Source organism: Staphylococcus sp. FSL W8-0305, assembly GCF_037966415.1.
GTDB classification, from domain to species: Bacteria; Bacillota; Bacilli; order Staphylococcales; family Staphylococcaceae; genus Staphylococcus; species Staphylococcus aureus.
In genome coordinates, this window is the sequence record NZ_CP150198.1 from 2,724,933 (window position 1) to 2,745,950 (window position 21,018).

Genomic DNA, 21,018 nt, shown 5'->3' on the forward strand with positions numbered 1-21,018 from the left:
TCATTGTAGGTCTATCTTATTTTTCAATGCTTTTAGATTTTATAAAAGGCATCATTTCGCGTAATTCACGACCAACTTTTTCAATTTGATGACCATGTTGTTCTTCGCGTAATTTATAAAATTCTTTGAATCCATTTTTATTGTCTTCGATAAAGCGATTACTGAAGTTACCATTTTGGATATCAGTTAATACAGCTTTCATATTTTCTTTAACATCTGGTGTGATAACACGTGGTCCTGAAACATAGTCACCAAATTCAGCAGTATTTGAAATTGAGTAACGTACATTTTCCATACCGCCTTCATACATCAAATCAACGATTAATTTCATTTCATGTAATACTTCAAAATAAGCTAATTCTGGTTGATAACCTGCTTCTACTAATGTTTCAAAGCCACTTTGAATTAATTTCGATACACCACCGCAAAGTACTGCTTGTTCACCAAATAAATCTGTCTCAGTTTCTTCTTTAAATGTTGTTTCAATAACACCTGCACGAGTTGCACCAATACCTTTTGCGTAACTTAAAGCAATATTACGTGCTTGACCTGAAGCGTCTTGTTGAATACCAAATAGTGATGGTACAGCAGAACCTTCAACAAATGTACGTCTAACTAAATGACCCGGTCCTTTAGGAGCTACTAAAAATACATCAACATCAGCTGGTGGTTGAATAACACCAAAATGAATGTTAAAGCCATGAGCAAATGCAAGCGCATTATGTTTTTCTAAATTTGGTTCAATTTCGTTTTTGTATACATCACCTTGAATTTCATCAGGTAATAGCACCATAATTACATCAGCTTGCTTAACTGCTTCTGCAACAGGGAACACATCAAATCCATCTTCTTTAGCTTTGTCAAAAGAGCGACCTGGGCGAATACCGATGACTACATCATATCCATTGTCTTTTAAGTTTTGTGCATGCGCGTGGCCTTGTGATCCATAACCTACTACTGCAATTTTTTTGCCTTGTAAAGCGTCCGTTTTTACATCTTGATCATAATAAACTGTTGTCATAATAAATTCCTCCAAATAATTAAATGTTTTGTTTTTCGAAAATTCTGAAATATAGCTTTGTAATAGTGGCAGATGTTAACTAGCAGCCTATGATATATCTATAACTAATTAGCGCATCATTGCCTTTGTCTTAAAATTAAGCTTCGTTATCAACAAGGTCGTAGCATTCAACCGTTAAAACATTAATTTGTTGTTTTAATTTTTTAATTAAAATATGAAGTGATGTATCATCTTGAATATCGACTTGAATTTCCATGTTAGAAATCCCAGGTTGTTCAGAGTGTGTAACATGTAATGTATCGATATTATATTGTAGGCGAACAAAAGCACTTGTAATTCGATTTAGCGTGCTGACTTGATCCGCAACTTGTAATTTAAGAATTCTTGTCATTATAAGCCCTCCATTTCATGATTTGATTTGCCACTTGGAACCATTGGGTTTACAGCTTCAGTAGGGGAAATACGAACCTCAATTAAAGCTGGCCCTTGATAAGCAAACGCTGTATCTAATTGTTCTTCCAGTTGTTCTGGCTTATCGATTAAGAAACCTTTGACGCCATATGCTTCTGCCATTTTCATAAAATCAGGTTGACCATTAAATACTGAGTGTGAGAAGCGTTGATTAAAGAACTTATCTTGCCATTGTTTAACCATACCTAATGTTCCATTATTGATTAGTACGATTTTGACATCTAAACCATATTCGGGTAATAGTGCCATTTCTTGGTTTGTCATTTGGAAACCACCGTCACCGACGAAGCATACGACTGTTTTATCAGGATTAGCTAATTTGGCACCAATTGACGAAGGAATACCGAATCCCATTGTTCCTAAACCACCGCTTGTAACCCATTGTCCGTGATTTTTAAATGGATAAAATTGAGCTGCCCACATTTGATGTTGTCCCACGTCTGTAGTAACAATTGCTTCACCATTTGTAATTTTGCCGATATATTCGATTGTTTGTTGTGGCTTACAAAATACTTGATCTTCTTCACCAAGTTTAAATGGATGTTTCTGCTTATTATTTTGACAATGTTTAACCCAGTCACTGTGTTCTATAGTCTTAACATTTTTATCATTTAAACATTCTAAAAATCTTTTACAGTCTGCAATAATACCTAAATCTACATGAATAACTTTATTGATTTCTGAAGGATCAATATCTACATGTACAATTTTGGCGTTAGGTGCAAAGGCATCAGGTTTGCTTGCTAATCTATCATCGAAGCGGCTACCTAAATTAATGAGTAAATCACACTCAGTTAATGCCATGTTACTAGCATAAGAACCATGCATACCTCCCATACCTAAAAATAGTGTATCCTCATAAGGTACAGCACCTAGACCTAGTAAAGTAGTAACTGTTGGGATTTGATGTTTATTAACAAACTGTGTTAATAATTGATTTGATTTTGATTGATTAATACCTGCGCCGGCTAATACGACAGGCTTTTTCGCTTCTTTTAAAAGTGAGATGAAAGTGTCAATGTCTTTATTTTCTGGTTCTGTAACAACTTCATAACCTGGAATATTGATTTCGTCGCATAAATCCACATTTGTAGCTAAAACACCCATATCTTTTGGAAAATCAATCACTACAGGACCTTTGCGTCCAGAATTAGCTACATGGAAAGCTTCGTGTACGATTTTAGGGATATCTTCAACACGTTTCACTTGATAATTTTGTTTTGTAATTGGTGAAGTCATAGATAGAATATCCGCTTCTTGGAATGCATCTTTACCAATGCCTGGTGTAGCAACTTGTCCAGTGAATACAACTAGTGGTAAAGAGTCGCAATGTGCATCCGTAATACCTGTCATTACATTAGTTGCACCTGGACCGCTTGTAACTACAACGACGCCTGTTTTACCAGATACACGTGCATAACCTTCTGCAGCATGAACAGCACCTTGTTCGTGTCTTGCTAAAATATGTTTGATTTTACCATCATAAAATGTGTCGTATAAAGGTAGTACGGCACCACCAGGATAACCGAATAAATAATCCACATTTTCTTTAAGTAGAGCTTCTACTAGCACTTCTGATCCTGAACGCATGTCATTTAAAGTTTTTTCATTTAGTTGTTCAGGTTCAAGTGATTCAGCCATTTTTAAAGGGTCAATATTTTGGTTTACTTCATGTTGAGTTTTAGACATTTTAACCATCTCCAATATAAAAATAAATTAAATTAAATTCTCAGGGACTTGCATGACGCCACCTGTATTTGCGCTAGTTACTAGGGCAGTATAACGAGCTAGATAACCTGTTTTTACTTTCGCTTTAAATGGTGTTAAAGATTCTCGGCGACGCGCCAGAACATCTTCAGGCTGGTTTACCTTTAATGTACGATTTGTTAAATCAATAGTAATCTCATCTCCATCTTCAATTAAGGCAATTGGTCCACCAGATGCAGCTTCAGGGGAAATATGACCAACTGCAATACCTCTTGTGGCACCGGAAAAACGACCATCAGTAATTAATGCAACATCTTTACCTAAGCCACGACCAACAATAGAGGAAGTAGGTGCTAACATTTCAGGCATACCTGGTCCACCTTTAGGTCCTTCATATCTAATGACAACGACGTGGCCTGCACGAACGGTACGATTGTCTATTGCTTCAACAGCTTCATCATGCGAATTGAAACAAATTGCTTTCCCAGTAAATGTTTTGATAGATGGATCAACGCCGCCAACTTTAATAACTGCGCCTTTAGGGGCGATATTACCAAATAAGATAGATAAACCGCCTTGTGCATCATATGGTGCATCAAGAGAGTGAATGACATCAAAGTTCTTAATTTCTTTGCCTTCGTTATTTTCACGTAACGTTTTGCCAGTAACTGTGATTCTATCTGGGTGTAACGTGCCATCTTTCTTCATCAATTCATTAATAATTGCTGGGACGCCACCAGCTTCATGCACATCATGCATTGAATACGATGAACTAGGTGCTATTTTTGATAAATATGGCGTGCGTTTGGCAATAGCATTAATGCGCTCTAAGTCATAATCAATACCAGCTTCATTGGCAATGGCTAACGTATGCAGTACCGTGTTTGTTGAACCACCCATAGCCATATCAAGTGCAAATGCATCATCAATTGCTTCGCGAGTAACGATATCACGTGGTTTTAAATCATTTTTAATATTTTCAACTAATTTAAAAGCTGCTTGGCGAATCATTTCGCGTCGCTGATCACTGACTGCAAGTGCAGTACCGTTGTATGGTAATGCTAGACCTAAAACTTCCATCAAACAGTTCATTGAATTTGCAGTAAACATCCCAGCACATGAACCACAAGTAGGGCAGGCATTTTGTTCCATATCTAAAAATTCTTCTTTAGAAATCGATCCTTCTTTAAAAGCGCCGACTGCTTCAAACATTGATGAAAGTGTTAATGCTTTACCATGTGCAGATAAGCCAGCTTTCATTGGTCCACCAGAGCAAAAGATAGCTGGTACGTTTGTCCTCATGGCTGCTAAAATCATACCGGGTGTAATCTTGTCACAATTAGGAATGTAAAATACGCCGTCAAACCAATGAGCGTTAATTACAGTTTCAGCTGCATCTGCAATAATTTCACGTGATGGTAGAGAATATCGCATTCCGATATGTCCCATAGCTATTCCATCATCAACACCAATTGTATTGAATTCAAATGGAATGGCACCGGCTTCTCTAATTGCTTCTTTAGCTATATCTGCAAGCTCTCTTAAATGAACATGTCCTGGAACGATATCAATATAAGAGTTACAAATAGCTACAAATGGTTTGTTCATATCAGTTGGACTTTTAAGCGCGCCCGTGGCATGTAAAAGACTTCTTGCTGGTGCTTGGTGATCTCCTTTTTTGATCATGTCGCTTCGCATAGTAAATTCCCCCGTAAATTTTAATGATTAATCATGTTTTATAGTAATAAAAATAAGTAATTGAAAGATAAAACATAAAAAAACGTCCCAATATTATTGGGACGTTTACAAGTCCCATTCAAACAGAAATAGGACTTAAAGCGTTTAGTAAATATTTACTAACGTTCGAGTCCTAAAGAGTATAATAAAATAATAATATTTGAAGTTGTCGGTTGATGTTCAGTATATTGATTAAGCATTTTATTATACTCCTTCCGTGAATGGTATATACCACTTTAATAGTTAGAATTGTCTAAAAATTTGATAAATTTAATTTACTATATCTGCTTTAGTATGTCAACAAATATTTTAAATTTTCTTACAATTAACTTTGAAGAGATAATCTGTTTCAAAGATAAGAAATTTAAGTTGAAATTTGTTACAATATAAAGGTTGAATATAAAGTTAGATACGATTGAACAATGGATAATCATTTTTATGAATGAAAAGCATAATATAGGAGAATCAACATTGATAAAGATAAATAATTTAGATGAAATGAATCAATTTGCTATGTTTTTAGTTGAGCAATTGAAAAGTGGTGATTTGATTTTACTTAACGGAGATTTAGGAGCAGGTAAAACAACGTTAACACAATTTATAGGAAAAGCTCTTGGTGTAAGACGTACGATTAATTCCCCGACATTTAACATCATCAAATCATATAGGGGAAAAAATTTAAAATTGCATCATATGGATTGTTATCGCTTAGAAGATTCTGATGAAGATTTAGGGTTTGATGAATTTTTCGAAGATCAGGCAATTACTGTTATTGAATGGAGTCAATTTATAAAAGATTTACTCCCAGCGACGCATTTATCTATTAACATTTCAACAATATCTGAAAATTCAAGACAAATTGAGTTGTTCGCGCAAGGAGAACATTATGAACAAATTAAGGAGGCAATTATCCATGAATTCGCTGCTCATTGATACATCGAATCAACCATTATCAGTAGCATTGATGCAAAACGATGAAGTTTTAGCTGAAATAACTACGGATTCTAAACAAAATCATTCAGTGCAATTAATGCCTGCGATTAGTCAGCTATTTGAGCAGAGCAAAATAGCTAAACAGCAATTAGATGCGATTATTGTTGCTGAAGGTCCTGGTTCATATACTGGCTTACGTATCGGTGTTACTGTTGCTAAAACATTAGCGTATGCGTTAGATGTTAAATTATATGGTGTTTCATCATTAAAGGCATTGGCAGCAACAATCGATCATACTGATAAATTATTGGTTCCTGTGTTTGATGCAAGACGACAAGCAGTTTATACAGGCATATTCCAATGGCAAAATGGTCAATTAGTGACTATTTTAGAAGATCAATATATGTCGATAGATGCATTGCGAGCTTTTTTAGAAGATTTAAACCAACCATTTATTTATATTGGGAAAGATACAGTAAAATTACAAGATGATTTACAAGGTGATGTGATTGCGCAGCTACCAAATGCATCAGTCATGTATCAATTGATAGATAAACCTTCAGACGTACATACATTTACTCCTAAATACCATAAATTAGCTGAGGCGGAACGAAATTGGATCAACAGTCAAAAGAACAATTAAACATTAGAGAGATGACCAAAGAAGATGTGCCACAAGTCTTTGATATTGAGCGTCGGAGTTTCAATGATAGTTCTTGGACAATTGACGCATTTTATCATGAAATAGAGCAAAATAACTTTGCGAAATATTTTGTCTTAGAATTTGAACAACAAATTATTGGTTATTTAGGTTTATGGATTGTTATCGATCAAGCTCAAATTACGACAGTTGCAATCGATGATAATTATAGAGGATATGGTTTAGGTCAAATGCTTTTAAAATACGGAATAAACTATGCAAGTCACACTTGTGATGTGATGAGTTTAGAAGTAAGAGTTAATAATAAAGTGGCACAACATGTATATGAAAATTTAGGATTTCAATATGGTGGTAAACGTAAAAATTATTATGGTGAAGGTGAGGACGCAATGGTTATGTGGGTGAATTTAAATGACTAAAGATATATTAATACTAGCTGTTGAAACAAGTTGTGATGAAACAAGCGTTAGTGTTATAAAAAATGGCAGAGATATTTTATCAAATACAGTTTTAAGTCAGATTGAAAGTCATAAACGATTTGGCGGTGTCGTTCCCGAAGTGGCAAGTAGACATCACGTTGAAGGTATAACAACAACAATAAACGAGGCTCTAGTGGATGCCGACGTATCAATGGAAGATATTGATGCCATAGCGGTTACAGAAGGCCCTGGACTAATTGGTGCGTTACTAATAGGTGTTAATGCAGCCAAAGCATTGGCATTTGCTTACGATAAGCCGCTTATTCCTGTTCATCATATTGCAGGACATATATATGCTAATCACATAGAAGAGCCATTAACATTCCCGCTAATTGCACTTATTGTTTCAGGTGGACATACTGAATTAGTTTATATGAAAGATCATTTAACATTTGAAGTCATTGGTGAAACACGAGATGACGCAGTAGGTGAGGCTTATGATAAAGTGGCACGAACAATTGGTTTAAATTATCCAGGTGGTCCACAAGTTGACCGGTTGGCTGCTGAAGGTGAAGATACTTATTCATTCCCTCGTGTTTGGTTGGATAAAGATAGTTATGATTTTAGTTTTAGTGGGTTGAAAAGTGCCGTAATCAATCAACTTCACAATCAACGACAAAAAAATATTCCAATCATTGAAGCTAACGTAGCAACGAGCTTTCAAAACAGTGTTGTAGAGGTTCTCACGTTTAAAGCTATTCAAGCTTGTAAAGAATATGGTGTTCAGCGATTAATTGTTGCTGGTGGCGTGGCGAGTAATAAAGGATTACGTCAATCTTTAGCGGATCAATGCAAAGTCAATGACATTCAATTAACTATCCCAAGTCCTAAATTATGCACAGATAATGCTGCAATGATAGGCGTTGCCGGCCACTATTTGTATCAGCAAGGTCGATTTGCTGATTTAGCATTAAATGGGCACAGCAATATAGATTTAGAAGAGTATTCTGCAGAATAAAATAAACGTCAGTTATTAACATGATTACGATGAATATTATTGAAACTGTTCATTGTCTTCTGTCATGTGATAGCTGACGTTTTTATATTGCAATTAGGGGAGTGAGACAGAAAAGATAAAGAACCACTAATGATTTATTATGTTGGGGCCCCGCCAACTTGTACACGATTGAAAGCTGACTTTCCGCCAGCTTCTGTGTTGGGGCCGCGGACTAGTATTGAAAAAACTTGTTACAAGCGCATTTTCATTTGGTCAAAGACTGCCAATATAACAATGTTGCGACTTGAACATTGATTGATGTTCAAGATTCATGCTAACCATTGGAAACATTATCTTTTGCTCGTTCATATATTTTTGCTGGAAATGAAGTGATTTTTAATAATTCGATGGCATTACGTGTATTTGCTTTGCCAGGCTTAATTTTGTAATCAAAATGTATGTTATTATTTTCTATTACCTCATTGAAATGATAATTTTCATAACGTTGTTTTAAGAGTTCAGCTAACTCAATATCATGTGTTGCTGCAATAACTCTAAAGTTAGATTTTTCATGTAAAAATGATAGTACTGATTCTGAAGCGGCAATTCGTTCAGTTGTGTTGGTACCTTTAAAAATTTCATCGATAAAGCAGTATATTTTTTGATTATCAGGAATTTCAACAATACGCTTAATAGATTTTAATTCAGCCATAAAATAACTATCGCCTGATAACACATCATCGGCATTTGCCATTGACGTGAACACAATTCCAGGTTGATATACAAATTTGCTTGCGGTAACTGTTTGTATAGCCGATGCAAGAATGATGTTTATTGCTATGGATTTCATAAATGTTGATTTACCCGAAGCATTAGATCCAGTTAACAGTATATTTTGTGATAGTGAGAAATCATTGGCTACTGCATCTGCTATGAGTGGATGTGTTAACTCGGAGAATACTATGCCATCATTTGAATCATCAATTTGTGGTTCGGTATAGCATTCTAGCGTTCTACGATACATTGCTAATGCATAATGATTATCTAATTCAGCTATGTAATCGAAACAATTTTTTAGCTCATTTATATGTGTTGTATAGCTTTTTTGAATTGAATGGAATAAAACATAATCAAGCATGAAAATAAGTTTAACTAGTTTAATTACCATAGCTCCGATATCTTCATCATTAACTTCAGCTAAAACACTCGTTAAATGACGTGCTGTTCTAAATTGCTTAAAATTGACTTCGGGTTGTGGAGCATGTTTAATTTTTGAGATAGTATAGCCTTGTTTTAAAACATTGGATGCATAAAATATAGACTTTAAGTCATCCTCATATGTACGCTTTAAAGTTGCAGATAAAATGATATTAAATAGGCAACTCATAAGAAATAATAAAATACCAACTTGTGAATTAATAAATATAACTGCAAATGAGATAACTGGTAAAAACGGGCATAGAAACAATATATTATGACGTTTTACCGGTGTAATTTGGTCTGGAAATGTTGGATAAACAGTTTTACCAATCAAAGCTAAATGATATGTTACGTTTTTTCTAAATTCAGCATTATCATTAAATAAACTAAGTAATGATTTGTTCGTAATTGAAAGCATTCCACGTAAACAGGCATATAGTTTCATTTCGCCAATAGCTGTTAAATTATAATTCATCTTATGAAAGATTGCATTCATATTTAAATCGGACCAAGTTTTATCATCAACTAAAGAATGTGATTCAAATTTATCCTTGTAGAGCTTATACTCATAGTCGAAATGTGAGTTCGGTCTGATAAAAGACTCTAATGGAGAAATCGTTTGCCATAATGTTTCCATAGATTTTAATAGACGTTGACGACTCATGTATCGTCCAACAATTCCTATTACCGATGTAAGTATAATAATTGCTATAACAAATATTAAAAATGTTTGATTTGTGCTCATAACTATCTCCTTATTTATTTTTAATAATAATAAAAATATTCTTCAATAATATTATTATTATTATTTCATAAAGAAAATGTCTTAACAATGGATTTTGATAAAAACAATGTCAATAGAGAACATGCGTACTTATCAACAAAGAGTGTATAACTTGTGGATAAAAGGTGTTGATAACGTCATTTATTGTGGATATCAGGTGGGAAAACAGAAAATAAATGATTGATTAGTGTTAATTTACTTGTGGATAACTAGGATAACTCTGTGGATAGCTATAATATCAGCGTTTTTATTGTGAATAAAAAAATTTAAAATTTGTAAAAAAATAACTCTAACTATAGCGATTTTACAGTTAGAGTTATGTATATTTTTATAGTTTTTGTTGTAATTCTTCCCATTTAGACATAGCGTGTTCTAATTTTTGTTCGCTATCTTGTTTTTGGATAGCTAATTCGTTTGCTTTTTGTGGATTGTTATAAACTTCTGGTTGGGTTAATTGCTCGTCTATTTGTAAGATAGTAGTCTCTAAAGTTTCTATTTCATTTTCACACTCGGATATTTGTCGTTCAAGTTTGCGTTGTTCACGTCTTTGTTCTTTTTGGTTATGATACGACGATTGTTCCATGGACTTTTCATGTGCTTGTACGTTAACTGACTGTTCTTCTTGGTGCGCTTTCAACGCTTCCGCTTCCTCAACTTTTTCAATGTAATATTGATAATCTCCTAAATACATCTTTCCGCCATCAATTGTTAAATCAAATACCTTGTTTGCTAATTGGTTAATAAAGTAACGATCATGGGAAACAAATAGTATTGTTCCTTCAAAATGTTGGAGTGCATGCTCTAACATTTCTTTTGAATCTATATCAAGGTGGTTGGTAGGTTCATCTAAAATAAGTACATTGTCACGTTGCAACATAAGTAGTGCTAGTTGTAAACGTGCTTTTTCACCACCAGATAAATCATTAATTATCTTTTTAACATCGTCTTGTACAAATAAGAAACGTCCAAGAACTGCACGAATATCTTTTTCATTCATTAACGGATATTGATCCCACACATAATCTAAAATTGTTTTACTAGATTTAAATTCTGCTTGCTTTTGATCATAATAACCAATTTGTAAATTTGCGCCAAAAGTAATATCGCCATTAAGCGCTTTTTGTTGATTTGCAATAGTTTTAATTAAGGTCGATTTTCCAATACCATTTGGCCCAATGATTGCTATATGATCGCCTTTAGAGACCTCTATACTGATAGGTTTGGTAATTGCAGTTTGATAACCGATTTCTAAATTTTTTACATGCATGACGTCATTACCTGTATTCCGGTCAAAGCCAAATTGAATATTTGCACTTTTGGCATCTAACATTGGTTTATCAATGCGTTCCATTTTTTCTAAAATCTTACGTCTACTTTTTGCCATTCCGCTTGTTGAAGCACGGGTAATATTTTTCTCAACAAAAGTTTCTAATCGTTTTATTTCTGCTTGTTGACTTTCATATTCTTGCATTCGTTTTTGATAATATAAATCCCGTTGCTGTATAAATTCCTCGTAATTACCAACATAGCGTTTGACATCACCTAAAGCCACATCATAAATTTGAGTAACTATTTTATCTAAAAAGTAACGATCATGGCTGATGATGACTATTGCACCTTTAAAATAACGTAGATAATCTTCAAGCCACTTTGTCGTTTCTAAATCTAAGTGGTTAGTAGGTTCATCTAAAAGTAATAAATCAGGTTCATTTAATAGCATTTGAGCTAAAGATAAACGTGTTTTTTGGCCACCGCTAAAATCATTGATAGGTTTATTGAAATCTTCTTCACTAAAATTCAACCCGTGAAGTACTGTTTTAATTTTACTTTCATATTGATATCCTTCTAATTGTTCAAATTGATTCGATAAAGATTCATAACGGGACATATGTGTTTTATATGTATCACTATCGTAATCATTTGCATGTTTTGATAACCAATCTGTTTCTTCTTTGATTAAGCTTTCCATTCGTTTAATATGTTCAAATGGTTTTGACATTTCTTCGAAAACTGTTGCATTAGAATTTAAAGTCATTTGTTGAGTTAAATAACCTAGTTTTAAGTTTTTAATTTTTGACAAATTTCCAGAATCATAGTTTTCTACGCCAGCTATAATTTTCATCAATGTTGATTTACCGGCGCCATTTCTTCCTACGATACCAATTCGTTCACCAGTTTTTACTTCAAAATCAACATCATTAAATATATCTTCACCATCGAACGATTTTGATATATGATTGAGTTGTAAAAGTATCATTCGATCTTCACCTTTCGTCTTTCGCAAATTTTATTAACTTATGATAAAAGTCGTAATTATTACATTAATAACCATTTTACAGTATAAAACGCCGTCTTGAAACTAAGATATTTATTTTTAAAATTCAATAATGTATAATATTTAGGTATTCATTGTAATCAATTATTTGTTTTTTAATAATCTAACAATTACGCTCTAACTCGTTTGAATACATAGATATAATTCATTCAAACACGAAGGAGGAAATAGCGAATGAGTGACCAAGTTAAAATTCCTCGAGCAACTTTAAAACGTTTGCCGTTATATTATAGATTTGTCAGTTCATTAAAATCTAAAGGTATAGATCGTGTAAATTCAAAAGCGATTAGCGATGCGTTACAAATTGACTCGGCAACAATTCGTCGTGACTTTTCATATTTTGGCGAATTAGGTAAAAAAGGGTACGGATATAATATAGATAGTTTATTGGATTTCTTTAAATCTGAACTAAGCGAGAGTGACATGATCAAAATCGCAATTGTCGGAGTTGGGAACCTAGGGAAAGCTTTGCTCACATATAACTTTTCAATACATGACGATATGACGATTACAGAAGCGTTTGACGTAAAAGAAGATGTTATTGGCCAGAAAATAGGGAACGTTATTGTAAAAGATAACGATGAATTAATAACAACATTGAAGAAGGAAGAAATAGATGTTGTGATTCTAACTACACCAGAAAGAGTTGCACAGAAAGTTGCAGATGAACTCGTCCAAGCTGGTGTGAAAGGTATTTTAAACTTCACTCCTGGTAGAATAAATACGCCTTCAGATGTGCAAGTACATCAAATTGACTTAGGTATAGAATTACAGTCATTATTATTCTTTATGAAAAATTACAGTGAATAAATGTGATGTTAGCTTTGAATGATTAACCTTGTTATATCTTTAATTAATTATAGAACAGTCTGGGACTAAGTATGTCTCAGGCTTTTTCTGTTATGTTTGAAAATGAAAGGGAAAACTGTTGTGTTGATAAATATAATATAGGTTAATAAATTAACACGTAGAGATATAATGATGAATCGTAATTAATCGCATTTCTTATATGAACATAATATAAATATCAAAAATATTGTGTATAAGGTTGAAAACAAGAAAATCATCGCCTATAATACATACTAAACTTATCGGAAATTAGGGGGGTTAGGATTATGTGGATGATTTTTAGTGGCTTAATTGTCGGGGGACTCTTAGGTTTTGTGATGCAAAGAACAAGATTTTGTTTAACAGGTGGCTTTCGAGATATGTATGTGCAAAAGAATAATAAGATGTTCTATGCATTATTAATCGCTATTACTGTTCAAAGTATAGGATTATTGATTTTGACGACAACAGGTATTTTACAAATTCCTGCACATAGTTTTCCAATATTGGGAACAGTTATAGGTTCTTTTATTTTTGGAATTGGAATAGTATTGGCTGGAGGATGTGCAACAGGTACTTGGTATCGCGCTGGTGAAGGGCTAATTGGTAGTTGGATTGCATTAGTATTATATGCTGTTACTGCAGCAATCACTAAAACAGGGATTTTAAAGCCAGTAATGGATAAAATTAATCAACCAACGAATGTAAATAGTGATATGTCTCAAACAACGGGCATTCCGTTTTGGGGATTAGTCGTTATATTAACTATAATCACCATTTTTCTCGTTGTAAGAACGCTCAATAATAAGAAAGTTCGAGTTGCTGTTCCAAAACTAAAGCAACGTTATACAGGTATTAGATATTACCTTTTCGAAAAACGATACCATCCATTTATTGCAGCAATTGCAATTGGACTTATCGCACTCTTAGCTTGGCCAATGAGTGCATCAACTGGAAGAAATGACGGTTTAGGTATAACAACGCCATCAGCAAATTTAGTACACTTTTTGATTACAGGTGAAACTAAATTTATTGATTGGGGTGTCTTTTTAGTTCTAGGAATTTTCATTGGTTCATATATTGCAGCTAGAGGAGCAAGAGAATTTAAATGGCGATTGCCAGACAAGATTACAATACGAAACAGTGCTATTGGTGGTATATGTATGGGATTTGGTGCGTCAGTTGCTGGTGGTTGTTCTATCGGTAACGGTTTGGTTGAAACGGCAACGATGACTTGGCAAGGATGGATTGCGCTAGCATCGATGATAGTTGGGGTATGGACAATGAGTCATTTTATCTTTGTTCGTCCAATGAAAAAAGTACAACAACAATCTGCAAAGGTCCAACAGCAAACGCAAATAGTATAGAAGGTTATTATGCCAATGATGTTGATCAAATAAAAGTGATTGGAAAAGGAGAAATAGCTATGATACACGAATTAGGTACAGTAGGAATGGTATGTCCATTTCCGTTAATTGAAGCGCAAAAGAAAATGGCAACATTGCAATCTGGAGATGAATTAAAAATTGATTTTGATTGCACACAAGCGACGGAAGCTATTCCAAATTGGGCTGCAGAAAATGGATATCCTGTAACAAACTATGAACAAATTGATAATGCTTCATGGACAATTACAGTTCAAAAAGTTTAACGTTATCATTTTAATAATAAAATTGATATTAGATTCTATGGCTACTTCCGCTACTTTAAAAGCGAGTAAGTAGTCTTTTTTGTTTTAGTTCATGAAATCATTTTTTATATAGCGTGGCACATTTTGTTCCAAAAGATGTAATAAAACTTTACGCATTTTTGCTTTTTATAAATTATCAGATTATTATGAAAACAAGGGAGTGGTAAGTATGAATCTTAACGATACGATATTTATGTTTTTGTGTACATTATTAGTTTGGCTAATGACACCAGGATTAAGTTTATTTTATGGTGGGTTAGTTCAATCTAAAAATGCGCTAAATACTGTCATGCAAAGTATGGCAGCAATTGTGCTTGTTACATTTGTATGGATAACAGTAGGTTTTACAATTAGTTTTGGGGAAGGGAATTTATGGTTTGGTAACTGGGAATATACATTTCTTAATCATGTAGGTTTCGCGACACAAGAAGATATTAGTCCGCATATTCCATTGGCATTATTTATGTTATTCCAAATGATGTTTTGTACGATTGCAATCTCAATATTATCAGGTTCAATCGCTGAGAAAATGAAGTTTATTCCTTATTTATTATTTGTAGTAATATGGACTGCTCTTGTATACAGTCCAGTAGCACATTGGGTTTGGGGCGGCGGTTGGATTAACAAACTCGGTGTATTAGATTTCGCTGGAGGTACAGTCGTTCATATTACATCAGGTGTTTCTGGTTTAGTATTAGCTATAATGATTGGAAAAGGAAACAAACATTCTGAATCAACACCACATAATCTTATCATTACATTGATTGGCGGTATATTCGTGTGGATTGGTTGGTATGGATTTAATGTAGGCAGTGCTTTTACATTTGATCAAATTGCAATGCTTGCATTTACGAATACAGTTATTTCTGCCAGTGCCGGGGCTATTGGTTGGTTAATTTTAGAATATATTTTTAAAAAGACGACAAGTTTACTTGGACTTTTACTCGGTGCATTAGCAGGATTAGTTGTTATTACACCTGCAGCTGGATATGTAACATATCTTAGTGCAACAATCATGGCTTTAATAGGGGGTATCTGTTGTTATATTGTCATCAATTACATAAAGGTAAAATTAAAGTATCATGATGCATTAGATGCATTTGGTATCCACGGTGTTGGCGGTATTATTGGTGCAGTATTAACAGCCTTTTTCCAAAGTAAAAAAGCAAATCCAGATATTGAGAATGGTTTTATTTACACTGGTGACGTGCATATTATACTTGTGCAAATATTATGTGTAACAGCAGTTGTAATTTTTAGCATCGTCATGACGTTTATTATTGCGAAAGTAATTAAATTAATTACACCATTATCTGTTACAGAACAAGAAACGAATATAGGGTTAGACAAGATTGTTCATGGTGAACATGCTTACTTTGAAGGTGAGTTAAATAGATTCAATAAACATATTCGATATTAGATTTATATATACATAGAATATTCATTGTCCTGACATTTAACTAAAGGTTGATGTTGGGACATTTTGTTATACAGAAATTTTATTTTGAAATCTTTTTATGAAAGAAGCAGAAATATTATTTAAAGCGGTTACACATATGCTAAAATAAGGCTAAGTGTCACAAATAATGATAGGTGAATAAGTATGAAAAATATATCTGATATTGCCAAATTGGCAGGCGTTTCAAAAAGTACAGTATCTAGATTTTTAAATAATGGATCTGTCAGTAAAAAAACAAGTGAAAAATTAACAAAAATTATAGCAGAACATGACTATCAACCGAATCAATTTGCTCAAAGCTTAAGAGCGAGACAAACACACCTTATTGGTGCCATTATACCTAGAATGAATTCATATGCAGTAGATGAAACAATCAAAGGATTGGCAAAACAATGCCAAAAATATGAATCACAATTAATTTTAAATTATACAGGTTTAAATATCGAAGCAGAAATACAAGCGCTTGAAACATTAGCACGCAGTAAAGTAGATGGTATTGTTTTAATGGCTACAGACATAACAGAGAGACATATTGAAGTCATTAATAAAATGAATGTACCAATCGTTATTGTTGGTCAACAACATGAACAACTGCATAGTATTGTGCATGATGATTATAAAGCAGGTCAAATTATAGGTGAATGGATTGGTCAACAGGGATATCAACAAGTTGAAGTGTTTAGTGTGAGTGAAAAAGATATTGCAGTTGGTATACATAGAAAACGTGGTTTACTTGACCAGTTAGCCAAATATCAAATTAAACCTAATATACATGAAACAAATTTTACTTATGTGGAAGCACAAAAAGATGTTGCAAATGTTTTGGAAAATGTAGAGCAAGTAGATGCGGTTGTTGGAGCAACTGATACGATTGCATTAGCTGCCTATAAATATTATTCTGATAAAAAAGATGTTATGAAACCACATCAAATATATGGTTTTGGTGGTGATCCAATGACACAATTAGTGTCTCCATCGATAAAAACAATTCATTATAATTATTTTGAAGCTGGTCAATGCGCGATGGAAGAGATACAACAGATGCTTAAAAAGCAAGATATGCCATATAGCGTCACAGTAGATGTTAATATTTAGACGCTGTATTTTTTAAAATAAATGTGGAACCGATACCATAAAAGTATAAATGGATAGGTTAAAAGTTAAAGAACGTAGGTAAAATTTGCTATAATAGAATATAAATTGTTAACAGCATAAATTATAAAAGGAGGACTGGGTGAATATTATGACCGAATGGACTAGAGAAGAACGTTATCAACGAATCGAGGACGTTGATACTGATTATTTTAAAACATTAAAACAACAAGTTGATCAATCAAAATTTCGTCAACAATTTCATATACAACCAGAAACGGGCTTATTAAACGATCCCAACGGACTTATTTTTTATAAAGGAAAGTATTATGTTTCACATCAATGGTTCCCATTAGGCGCAGTACATGGCTTAAAGTATTGGTATAACTACACGAGTGATGACTTAATAAACTTTAAAGCTGAAGGGCCAATTTTAAACCCAGATACCAAATATGACAGCCATGGTGTATATAGCGGTAGCGCTTTTGAATATAACGGGCATTTATATTATATGTACACAGGAAATCATCGAGATAATCATTGGCAACGCCATGCGAGTCAGATGATCGCACGATTGAAAGAAGACGGTTCAGTTGAAAAGTTTCCAAAGCCAGTAATTAGCCAGCAACCAGAAGGATATACGAGTCATTTTAGAGATCCTAAAGTTTTTAAATATGGTGAGAAATATTATGCGATCATTGGCGCACAAAATAATGATCAGCAAGGTCGATTATTACTTTATAATACTGAAGATATAATTAATTGGCATTATTTAGGTGAAATAAATACAGAGTTAGATGATTTTGGATATATGTGGGAATGCCCTGATTACTTTAATGTAGATAATCAAGATGTCATACTTATTTGTCCACAAGGTATTGAACCAAAATGCGATCAGTTCAACAATATTTATCAAAGTGGTTATATACTTGGAAAGTTTGATATTGAAAAGTTAACATATGAACATGAAAATTTTGTCGAGCTTGATAATGGTTTTGATTTCTATGCACCTCAAACATTTTTAGATGAAAAAGGCCGACGAGTACTAATTGGATGGATGGGGTTACCGGAAATCGAATATCCTACAGATAATGAAGGATGGGCCCATTGCTTAACAATTCCTCGTGTATTAAATGTAGAAAATGGTCAACTTAAGCAACGTCCATATCCAGCGTTGGAAAAATTACGTCACAATAAAGAGACAGCATTAGGCTACGCAAATAAATTTACTCGAAAATTACATCCGTATGAAGGTAAACAGTATGAATTAATCATAGATATTTTGGATAATGATGCTACCGAAGTATACTTTGAATTACGTACGTCTAAGACTTCTTCAACATTAATCGCTTATAACAAGCGTGAAAATAAAATAACATTAGATCGCAGCGACAGTGGTTTATTGCCTACAAATGTTGAAGGTACGACGCGTAGTACGATATTAGAAACGCCATTAAAGCAATTACAAATTTTTGTTGATACATCTAGTATAGAAATTTTCTGTAATGATGGGGAACGTGTTTTGACATCTCGAATTTTCCCGACAGAAGACGCACTAGGTATTAAAACATCAACAGAATCAGGGCAAGTATATTTACAATTTACTAAATATGATTTAAAGGATGAACATAAATGAGACGTTTATTTTCAATAGGAGAAGCGTTAATTGATTTTATTCCAAATATTACAAATGCGAATTTAAAAGATGTTCAAACATTTACGAAGCAAATTGGTGGCGCGCCATGCAATGTAGCTTGTACAGTTCAAAAGTTAGGACAACAAGCGCATATGATTACACAATTAGGTAATGATGCATTTGGAGATAGCATTATTGAAACGATATCAAGTATTGGTGTAGATGTATCAAAAGTGTATCGCACGAATGAAGCAAACACTGCGTTAGCTTTTGTGAGTTTGACTGAAGCGGGAGAGCGAGATTTTTCTTTTTATCGTAAGCCCTCTGCTGATATGTTATTTGAACCAAGTTTTGTGAATGATATTGATGTGAATGAAAACGATGTAGTACATTTTTGTTCTGTTGATTTGGTCGATAGTCCAATGAGAGATGCGCATTATCAATTGATTACCAAAACATTAAATGCAAATGGTACTGTCGTATTTGATCCTAATGTAAGATTGCCATTATGGGATAACGCAGAAGATTTAAGACAAACTATTCATACCTTTTTGCCATTGGCGCATATTGTAAAAGTTTCAGATGAAGAATTAGAATTTATTACAGGTATTCATGATGAAAATGAAGCCATTCAATCATTATTTACAGGTAATGTCACTGTAGTCATTTATACGAAAGGAGCAGATGGTGCTGCCGTATATTTGAAAAATGGTATTAATCATTATCATAGTGGCTATAAGGTAAAATCTGTTGATACAACTGGGGCAGGGGATGCCTTTATTGGTGCAGTTATTAGCAGGATTTTAGCAACCGATGTGTTAAATTTAACTCAGTTATTTGAAAATGAAGGTGAGGAAATTTTAGCGTTTAGCAATCGCGTTGCTGCAATAGTGACAACGAAGTATGGTGCTATTAATAGTTTGCCAACATTACAAGAGGTTGAACAAGCATTTTAAATAATTCATTTATAAAACAGTGTAGGAAACAAGTTGAATCTTGTGCTACACTGTTTTTTTGCGAGCAAAATAAGATTTATTGGGTAGGATATTGTAGCATTTTATTTATGGAAACTGTCGATTTCAAATTTAGTATATTTTGTTAAAAATTGCGCTATAGGATTGTAGAGTGAAATAGAAATTGATAAATTATGTAGTAATAGGAATAGGTATACAATGAAACGTTGTATCGTTTTATTTAAATTTACGCTTTAAATTAAATTTTTGCTATTAAAAAATAAAAAGCCAGCTATACAGTGCATTTGCTAGTTATCTTGTTAAAATCCAACAAGATTTACAATTGAATACGCCGTTAACTGACTTTATTATCTTATTATATTTTTTTAACGTTTCTCACCGATGCATAGCAGTGTTCTTTATTTTTAAAATAAACAATACGCTCTTTCGAATCAATAGATTCGATATTATGACGATTGACGACAAAGCTATTATGACATCTGAAGAAACGATCATCTAATTGACTCAGTTCTTTTAAATTACCATAAAATTCAATTTGACGGTTATCTAAATGGGCAATGAGTCTGTGAGATTTTGTTGATGATTCAAAAAACATAATATCATCATATTGAACATACACTGAATTACTGCCACGTTTTAACTCAATCGTTTCAACGCTATTATCTTTTGATAATAATTATAAGCGTGTATGTGCAGTTTCTAAACAATCTATAATTCGAGTTCTTAATTCTGCTGGATCATCTTTAAAAATAAAATCCATCGCTGCAACTTTGTAGACAAATGTTAAATACGTAAGTTCACTGTGACTCGTAACGAAAATAATGTTACCAACTGGGTCATGCTTACGAATTTCACTGCCTAATTTGATACCATTAATATCAGTTGAAAGTTGAATATCTAAAAAGTAACAGCCTATGTCATTCATATTTTTAGCTTGCTCAAGCACCTCATAAGGATTATCAGTTGCGAGGGCAATTTCCATAGGCTTTTCTTCTATCATTATATAATTTTTGATAATGGTAACCATGTTTTCTCTTTGTTTTGGATCGTCTTCGCAAATGAAAATTTTCATAC

At 33.4% G+C, this 21,018-nt stretch carries 19 protein-coding genes and 1 pseudogene; 12 read left to right on the forward strand and 8 right to left on the reverse strand.

Annotation, left to right across the window (positions count from 1 at the left end; translation table 11 throughout):
- Positions 1-16: 16 nt before the first annotated feature.
- From ilvC to NST10_RS13320, 5 genes are all read right to left on the reverse strand, one after another.
- Entirely contained in the window at positions 17-1,021 is a 1,005-nt protein-coding gene (ilvC, locus tag NST10_RS13300) for a ketol-acid reductoisomerase (protein ID WP_000214552.1), read from the reverse strand.
- A 136-nt stretch (positions 1,022-1,157) separates the two neighbouring features.
- On the reverse strand, positions 1,158-1,412 hold the full coding sequence (locus tag NST10_RS13305) for an ACT domain-containing protein (protein ID WP_000196911.1): 255 nt from the start codon (positions 1,410-1,412) through the stop codon (positions 1,158-1,160).
- The gene (gene ilvB, locus NST10_RS13310) at positions 1,412-3,181 is read right to left on the reverse strand and encodes a biosynthetic-type acetolactate synthase large subunit (RefSeq protein ID WP_000047828.1); all 1,770 of its coding nucleotides are present in this window, start codon (positions 3,179-3,181) and stop codon (positions 1,412-1,414) included. The genes NST10_RS13305 and ilvB overlap by 1 nt, the downstream gene beginning before the upstream one ends.
- 27 nt (positions 3,182-3,208) lie before the next feature.
- Positions 3,209-4,897 carry a dihydroxy-acid dehydratase gene (gene ilvD, locus NST10_RS13315; protein ID WP_001255785.1) on the reverse strand — a complete coding sequence of 563 codons (1,689 nt, stop codon included), beginning with the start codon at positions 4,895-4,897 and terminating at the stop codon, positions 3,209-3,211.
- Between the two features lie 317 nt (positions 4,898-5,214).
- Positions 5,215-5,370: a hypothetical protein gene (locus tag NST10_RS13320; protein WP_001791591.1), complete on the reverse strand. Its 156-nt coding sequence runs from the start codon at positions 5,368-5,370 to the stop codon at positions 5,215-5,217.
- A gap of 37 nt (positions 5,371-5,407) precedes the next feature.
- Between NST10_RS13320 and tsaE the strand changes: the two genes are divergently transcribed.
- The 4 genes from tsaE to tsaD are packed head-to-tail and all read left to right on the forward strand — an operon-like array spanning position 5,408 to position 7,967.
- Positions 5,408-5,869 (forward strand): tRNA (adenosine(37)-N6)-threonylcarbamoyltransferase complex ATPase subunit type 1 TsaE, encoded by a 462-nt coding sequence (gene tsaE / locus NST10_RS13325; RefSeq protein ID WP_000590802.1) that lies wholly within the window; start codon positions 5,408-5,410, stop codon positions 5,867-5,869.
- Entirely contained in the window at positions 5,850-6,512 is a 663-nt protein-coding gene (gene tsaB / locus NST10_RS13330; RefSeq protein ID WP_001086735.1) for a tRNA (adenosine(37)-N6)-threonylcarbamoyltransferase complex dimerization subunit type 1 TsaB, read from the forward strand. Before tsaE ends, tsaB begins: the two co-directional genes overlap by 20 nt.
- Entirely contained in the window at positions 6,485-6,949 is a 465-nt protein-coding gene (rimI, locus tag NST10_RS13335) for a ribosomal protein S18-alanine N-acetyltransferase (RefSeq protein WP_000372755.1), read from the forward strand. The genes tsaB and rimI overlap by 28 nt, the downstream gene beginning before the upstream one ends.
- Entirely contained in the window at positions 6,942-7,967 is a 1,026-nt protein-coding gene (gene tsaD / locus NST10_RS13340; RefSeq protein ID WP_000159047.1) for a tRNA (adenosine(37)-N6)-threonylcarbamoyltransferase complex transferase subunit TsaD, read from the forward strand. Before rimI ends, tsaD begins: the two co-directional genes overlap by 8 nt.
- Before the next feature lie 313 nt (positions 7,968-8,280).
- Here tsaD and NST10_RS13345 read toward each other — a convergent pair whose 3' ends face one another.
- Positions 8,281-9,891, reverse strand: a complete 1,611-nt coding sequence (locus tag NST10_RS13345) for a MutS family DNA mismatch repair protein (RefSeq protein WP_000106312.1) — start codon at positions 9,889-9,891, stop codon at positions 8,281-8,283.
- Positions 9,892-9,985: 94 nt separating this feature from the next.
- On the opposite strand from NST10_RS13345, the gene NST10_RS13350 reads away from it, so the two are divergent.
- Positions 9,986-10,114, forward strand: a complete 129-nt coding sequence (locus NST10_RS13350) for a hypothetical protein (protein ID WP_001791590.1) — start codon at positions 9,986-9,988, stop codon at positions 10,112-10,114.
- Positions 10,115-10,258: 144 nt separating this feature from the next.
- Here the strand turns inward: NST10_RS13350 and NST10_RS13355 are convergent, their stop codons facing one another.
- A complete protein-coding gene (locus NST10_RS13355) occupies positions 10,259-12,187 on the reverse strand; it encodes an ABC-F family ATP-binding cassette domain-containing protein (RefSeq protein ID WP_000602046.1) in 1,929 nt (642 codons plus the stop codon).
- A 252-nt stretch (positions 12,188-12,439) separates the two neighbouring features.
- On the opposite strand from NST10_RS13355, the gene NST10_RS13360 reads away from it, so the two are divergent.
- The 7 genes from NST10_RS13360 (at position 12,440) to NST10_RS13390 (ending at position 19,926) form a co-directional block, all read left to right on the forward strand.
- Positions 12,440-13,075 (forward strand): redox-sensing transcriptional repressor Rex, encoded by a 636-nt coding sequence (locus NST10_RS13360; protein ID WP_001283612.1) that lies wholly within the window; start codon positions 12,440-12,442, stop codon positions 13,073-13,075.
- A gap of 305 nt (positions 13,076-13,380) precedes the next feature.
- Positions 13,381-14,460 carry a YeeE/YedE family protein gene (locus NST10_RS13365; RefSeq protein ID WP_000266901.1) on the forward strand — a complete coding sequence of 360 codons (1,080 nt, stop codon included), beginning with the start codon at positions 13,381-13,383 and terminating at the stop codon, positions 14,458-14,460.
- A gap of 59 nt (positions 14,461-14,519) precedes the next feature.
- Complete coding sequence (locus NST10_RS13370; RefSeq protein WP_000581078.1) at positions 14,520-14,744, forward strand: sulfurtransferase TusA family protein; 225 nt, start codon at positions 14,520-14,522, stop codon at positions 14,742-14,744.
- A 208-nt stretch (positions 14,745-14,952) separates the two neighbouring features.
- Entirely contained in the window at positions 14,953-16,203 is a 1,251-nt protein-coding gene (locus NST10_RS13375; RefSeq protein WP_001052261.1) for an ammonium transporter, read from the forward strand.
- 183 nt (positions 16,204-16,386) lie between these two features.
- Entirely contained in the window at positions 16,387-17,337 is a 951-nt protein-coding gene (locus NST10_RS13380; protein ID WP_000790325.1) for a LacI family DNA-binding transcriptional regulator, read from the forward strand.
- A gap of 148 nt (positions 17,338-17,485) precedes the next feature.
- A complete protein-coding gene (locus NST10_RS13385) occupies positions 17,486-18,970 on the forward strand; it encodes a sucrose-6-phosphate hydrolase (RefSeq protein WP_001791588.1) in 1,485 nt (494 codons plus the stop codon).
- A complete protein-coding gene (locus NST10_RS13390; RefSeq protein WP_001253292.1) occupies positions 18,967-19,926 on the forward strand; it encodes a carbohydrate kinase in 960 nt (319 codons plus the stop codon). Before NST10_RS13385 ends, NST10_RS13390 begins: the two co-directional genes overlap by 4 nt.
- A 373-nt stretch (positions 19,927-20,299) precedes the next feature.
- Here NST10_RS13390 and NST10_RS13395 read toward each other — a convergent pair.
- Positions 20,300-21,016 (reverse strand): annotated as a pseudogene (locus NST10_RS13395) (LytTR family DNA-binding domain-containing protein).
- Positions 21,017-21,018 lie beyond the last annotated feature (2 nt).

Excerpts from the sequence above, each read along its gene's own strand:
- NST10_RS13365 (WP_000266901.1), top strand. The coding sequence starts at position 13,381 with ATGTGGATGATTTTTAGTGGCTTAATTGTCGGGGGACTCTTAGGTTTT.
- tsaB (WP_001086735.1), top strand. The coding sequence starts at position 5,850 with ATGAATTCGCTGCTCATTGATACATCGAATCAACCATTATCAGTAGCA.
- NST10_RS13305 (WP_000196911.1), bottom strand. The coding sequence starts at position 1,412 with ATGACAAGAATTCTTAAATTACAAGTTGCGGATCAAGTCAGCACGCTA.
- NST10_RS13360 (WP_001283612.1), top strand. The coding sequence starts at position 12,440 with ATGAGTGACCAAGTTAAAATTCCTCGAGCAACTTTAAAACGTTTGCCG.
- NST10_RS13320 (WP_001791591.1), bottom strand. The coding sequence starts at position 5,370 with ATGATTATCCATTGTTCAATCGTATCTAACTTTATATTCAACCTTTAT.
- tsaD (WP_000159047.1), top strand. The coding sequence starts at position 6,942 with ATGACTAAAGATATATTAATACTAGCTGTTGAAACAAGTTGTGATGAA.
- NST10_RS13385 (WP_001791588.1), top strand. The coding sequence starts at position 17,486 with ATGACCGAATGGACTAGAGAAGAACGTTATCAACGAATCGAGGACGTT.
- NST10_RS13370 (WP_000581078.1), top strand. The coding sequence starts at position 14,520 with ATGATACACGAATTAGGTACAGTAGGAATGGTATGTCCATTTCCGTTA.
- NST10_RS13380 (WP_000790325.1), top strand. The coding sequence starts at position 16,387 with ATGAAAAATATATCTGATATTGCCAAATTGGCAGGCGTTTCAAAAAGT.
- ilvD (WP_001255785.1), bottom strand. The coding sequence starts at position 4,897 with ATGCGAAGCGACATGATCAAAAAAGGAGATCACCAAGCACCAGCAAGA.
- NST10_RS13375 (WP_001052261.1), top strand. The coding sequence starts at position 14,953 with ATGAATCTTAACGATACGATATTTATGTTTTTGTGTACATTATTAGTT.
- NST10_RS13390 (WP_001253292.1), top strand. The coding sequence starts at position 18,967 with ATGAGACGTTTATTTTCAATAGGAGAAGCGTTAATTGATTTTATTCCA.
- ilvC (WP_000214552.1), bottom strand. The coding sequence starts at position 1,021 with ATGACAACAGTTTATTATGATCAAGATGTAAAAACGGACGCTTTACAA.
- NST10_RS13355 (WP_000602046.1), bottom strand. The coding sequence starts at position 12,187 with ATGATACTTTTACAACTCAATCATATATCAAAATCGTTCGATGGTGAA.
- ilvB (WP_000047828.1), bottom strand. The coding sequence starts at position 3,181 with ATGTCTAAAACTCAACATGAAGTAAACCAAAATATTGACCCTTTAAAA.
- NST10_RS13345 (WP_000106312.1), bottom strand. The coding sequence starts at position 9,891 with ATGAGCACAAATCAAACATTTTTAATATTTGTTATAGCAATTATTATA.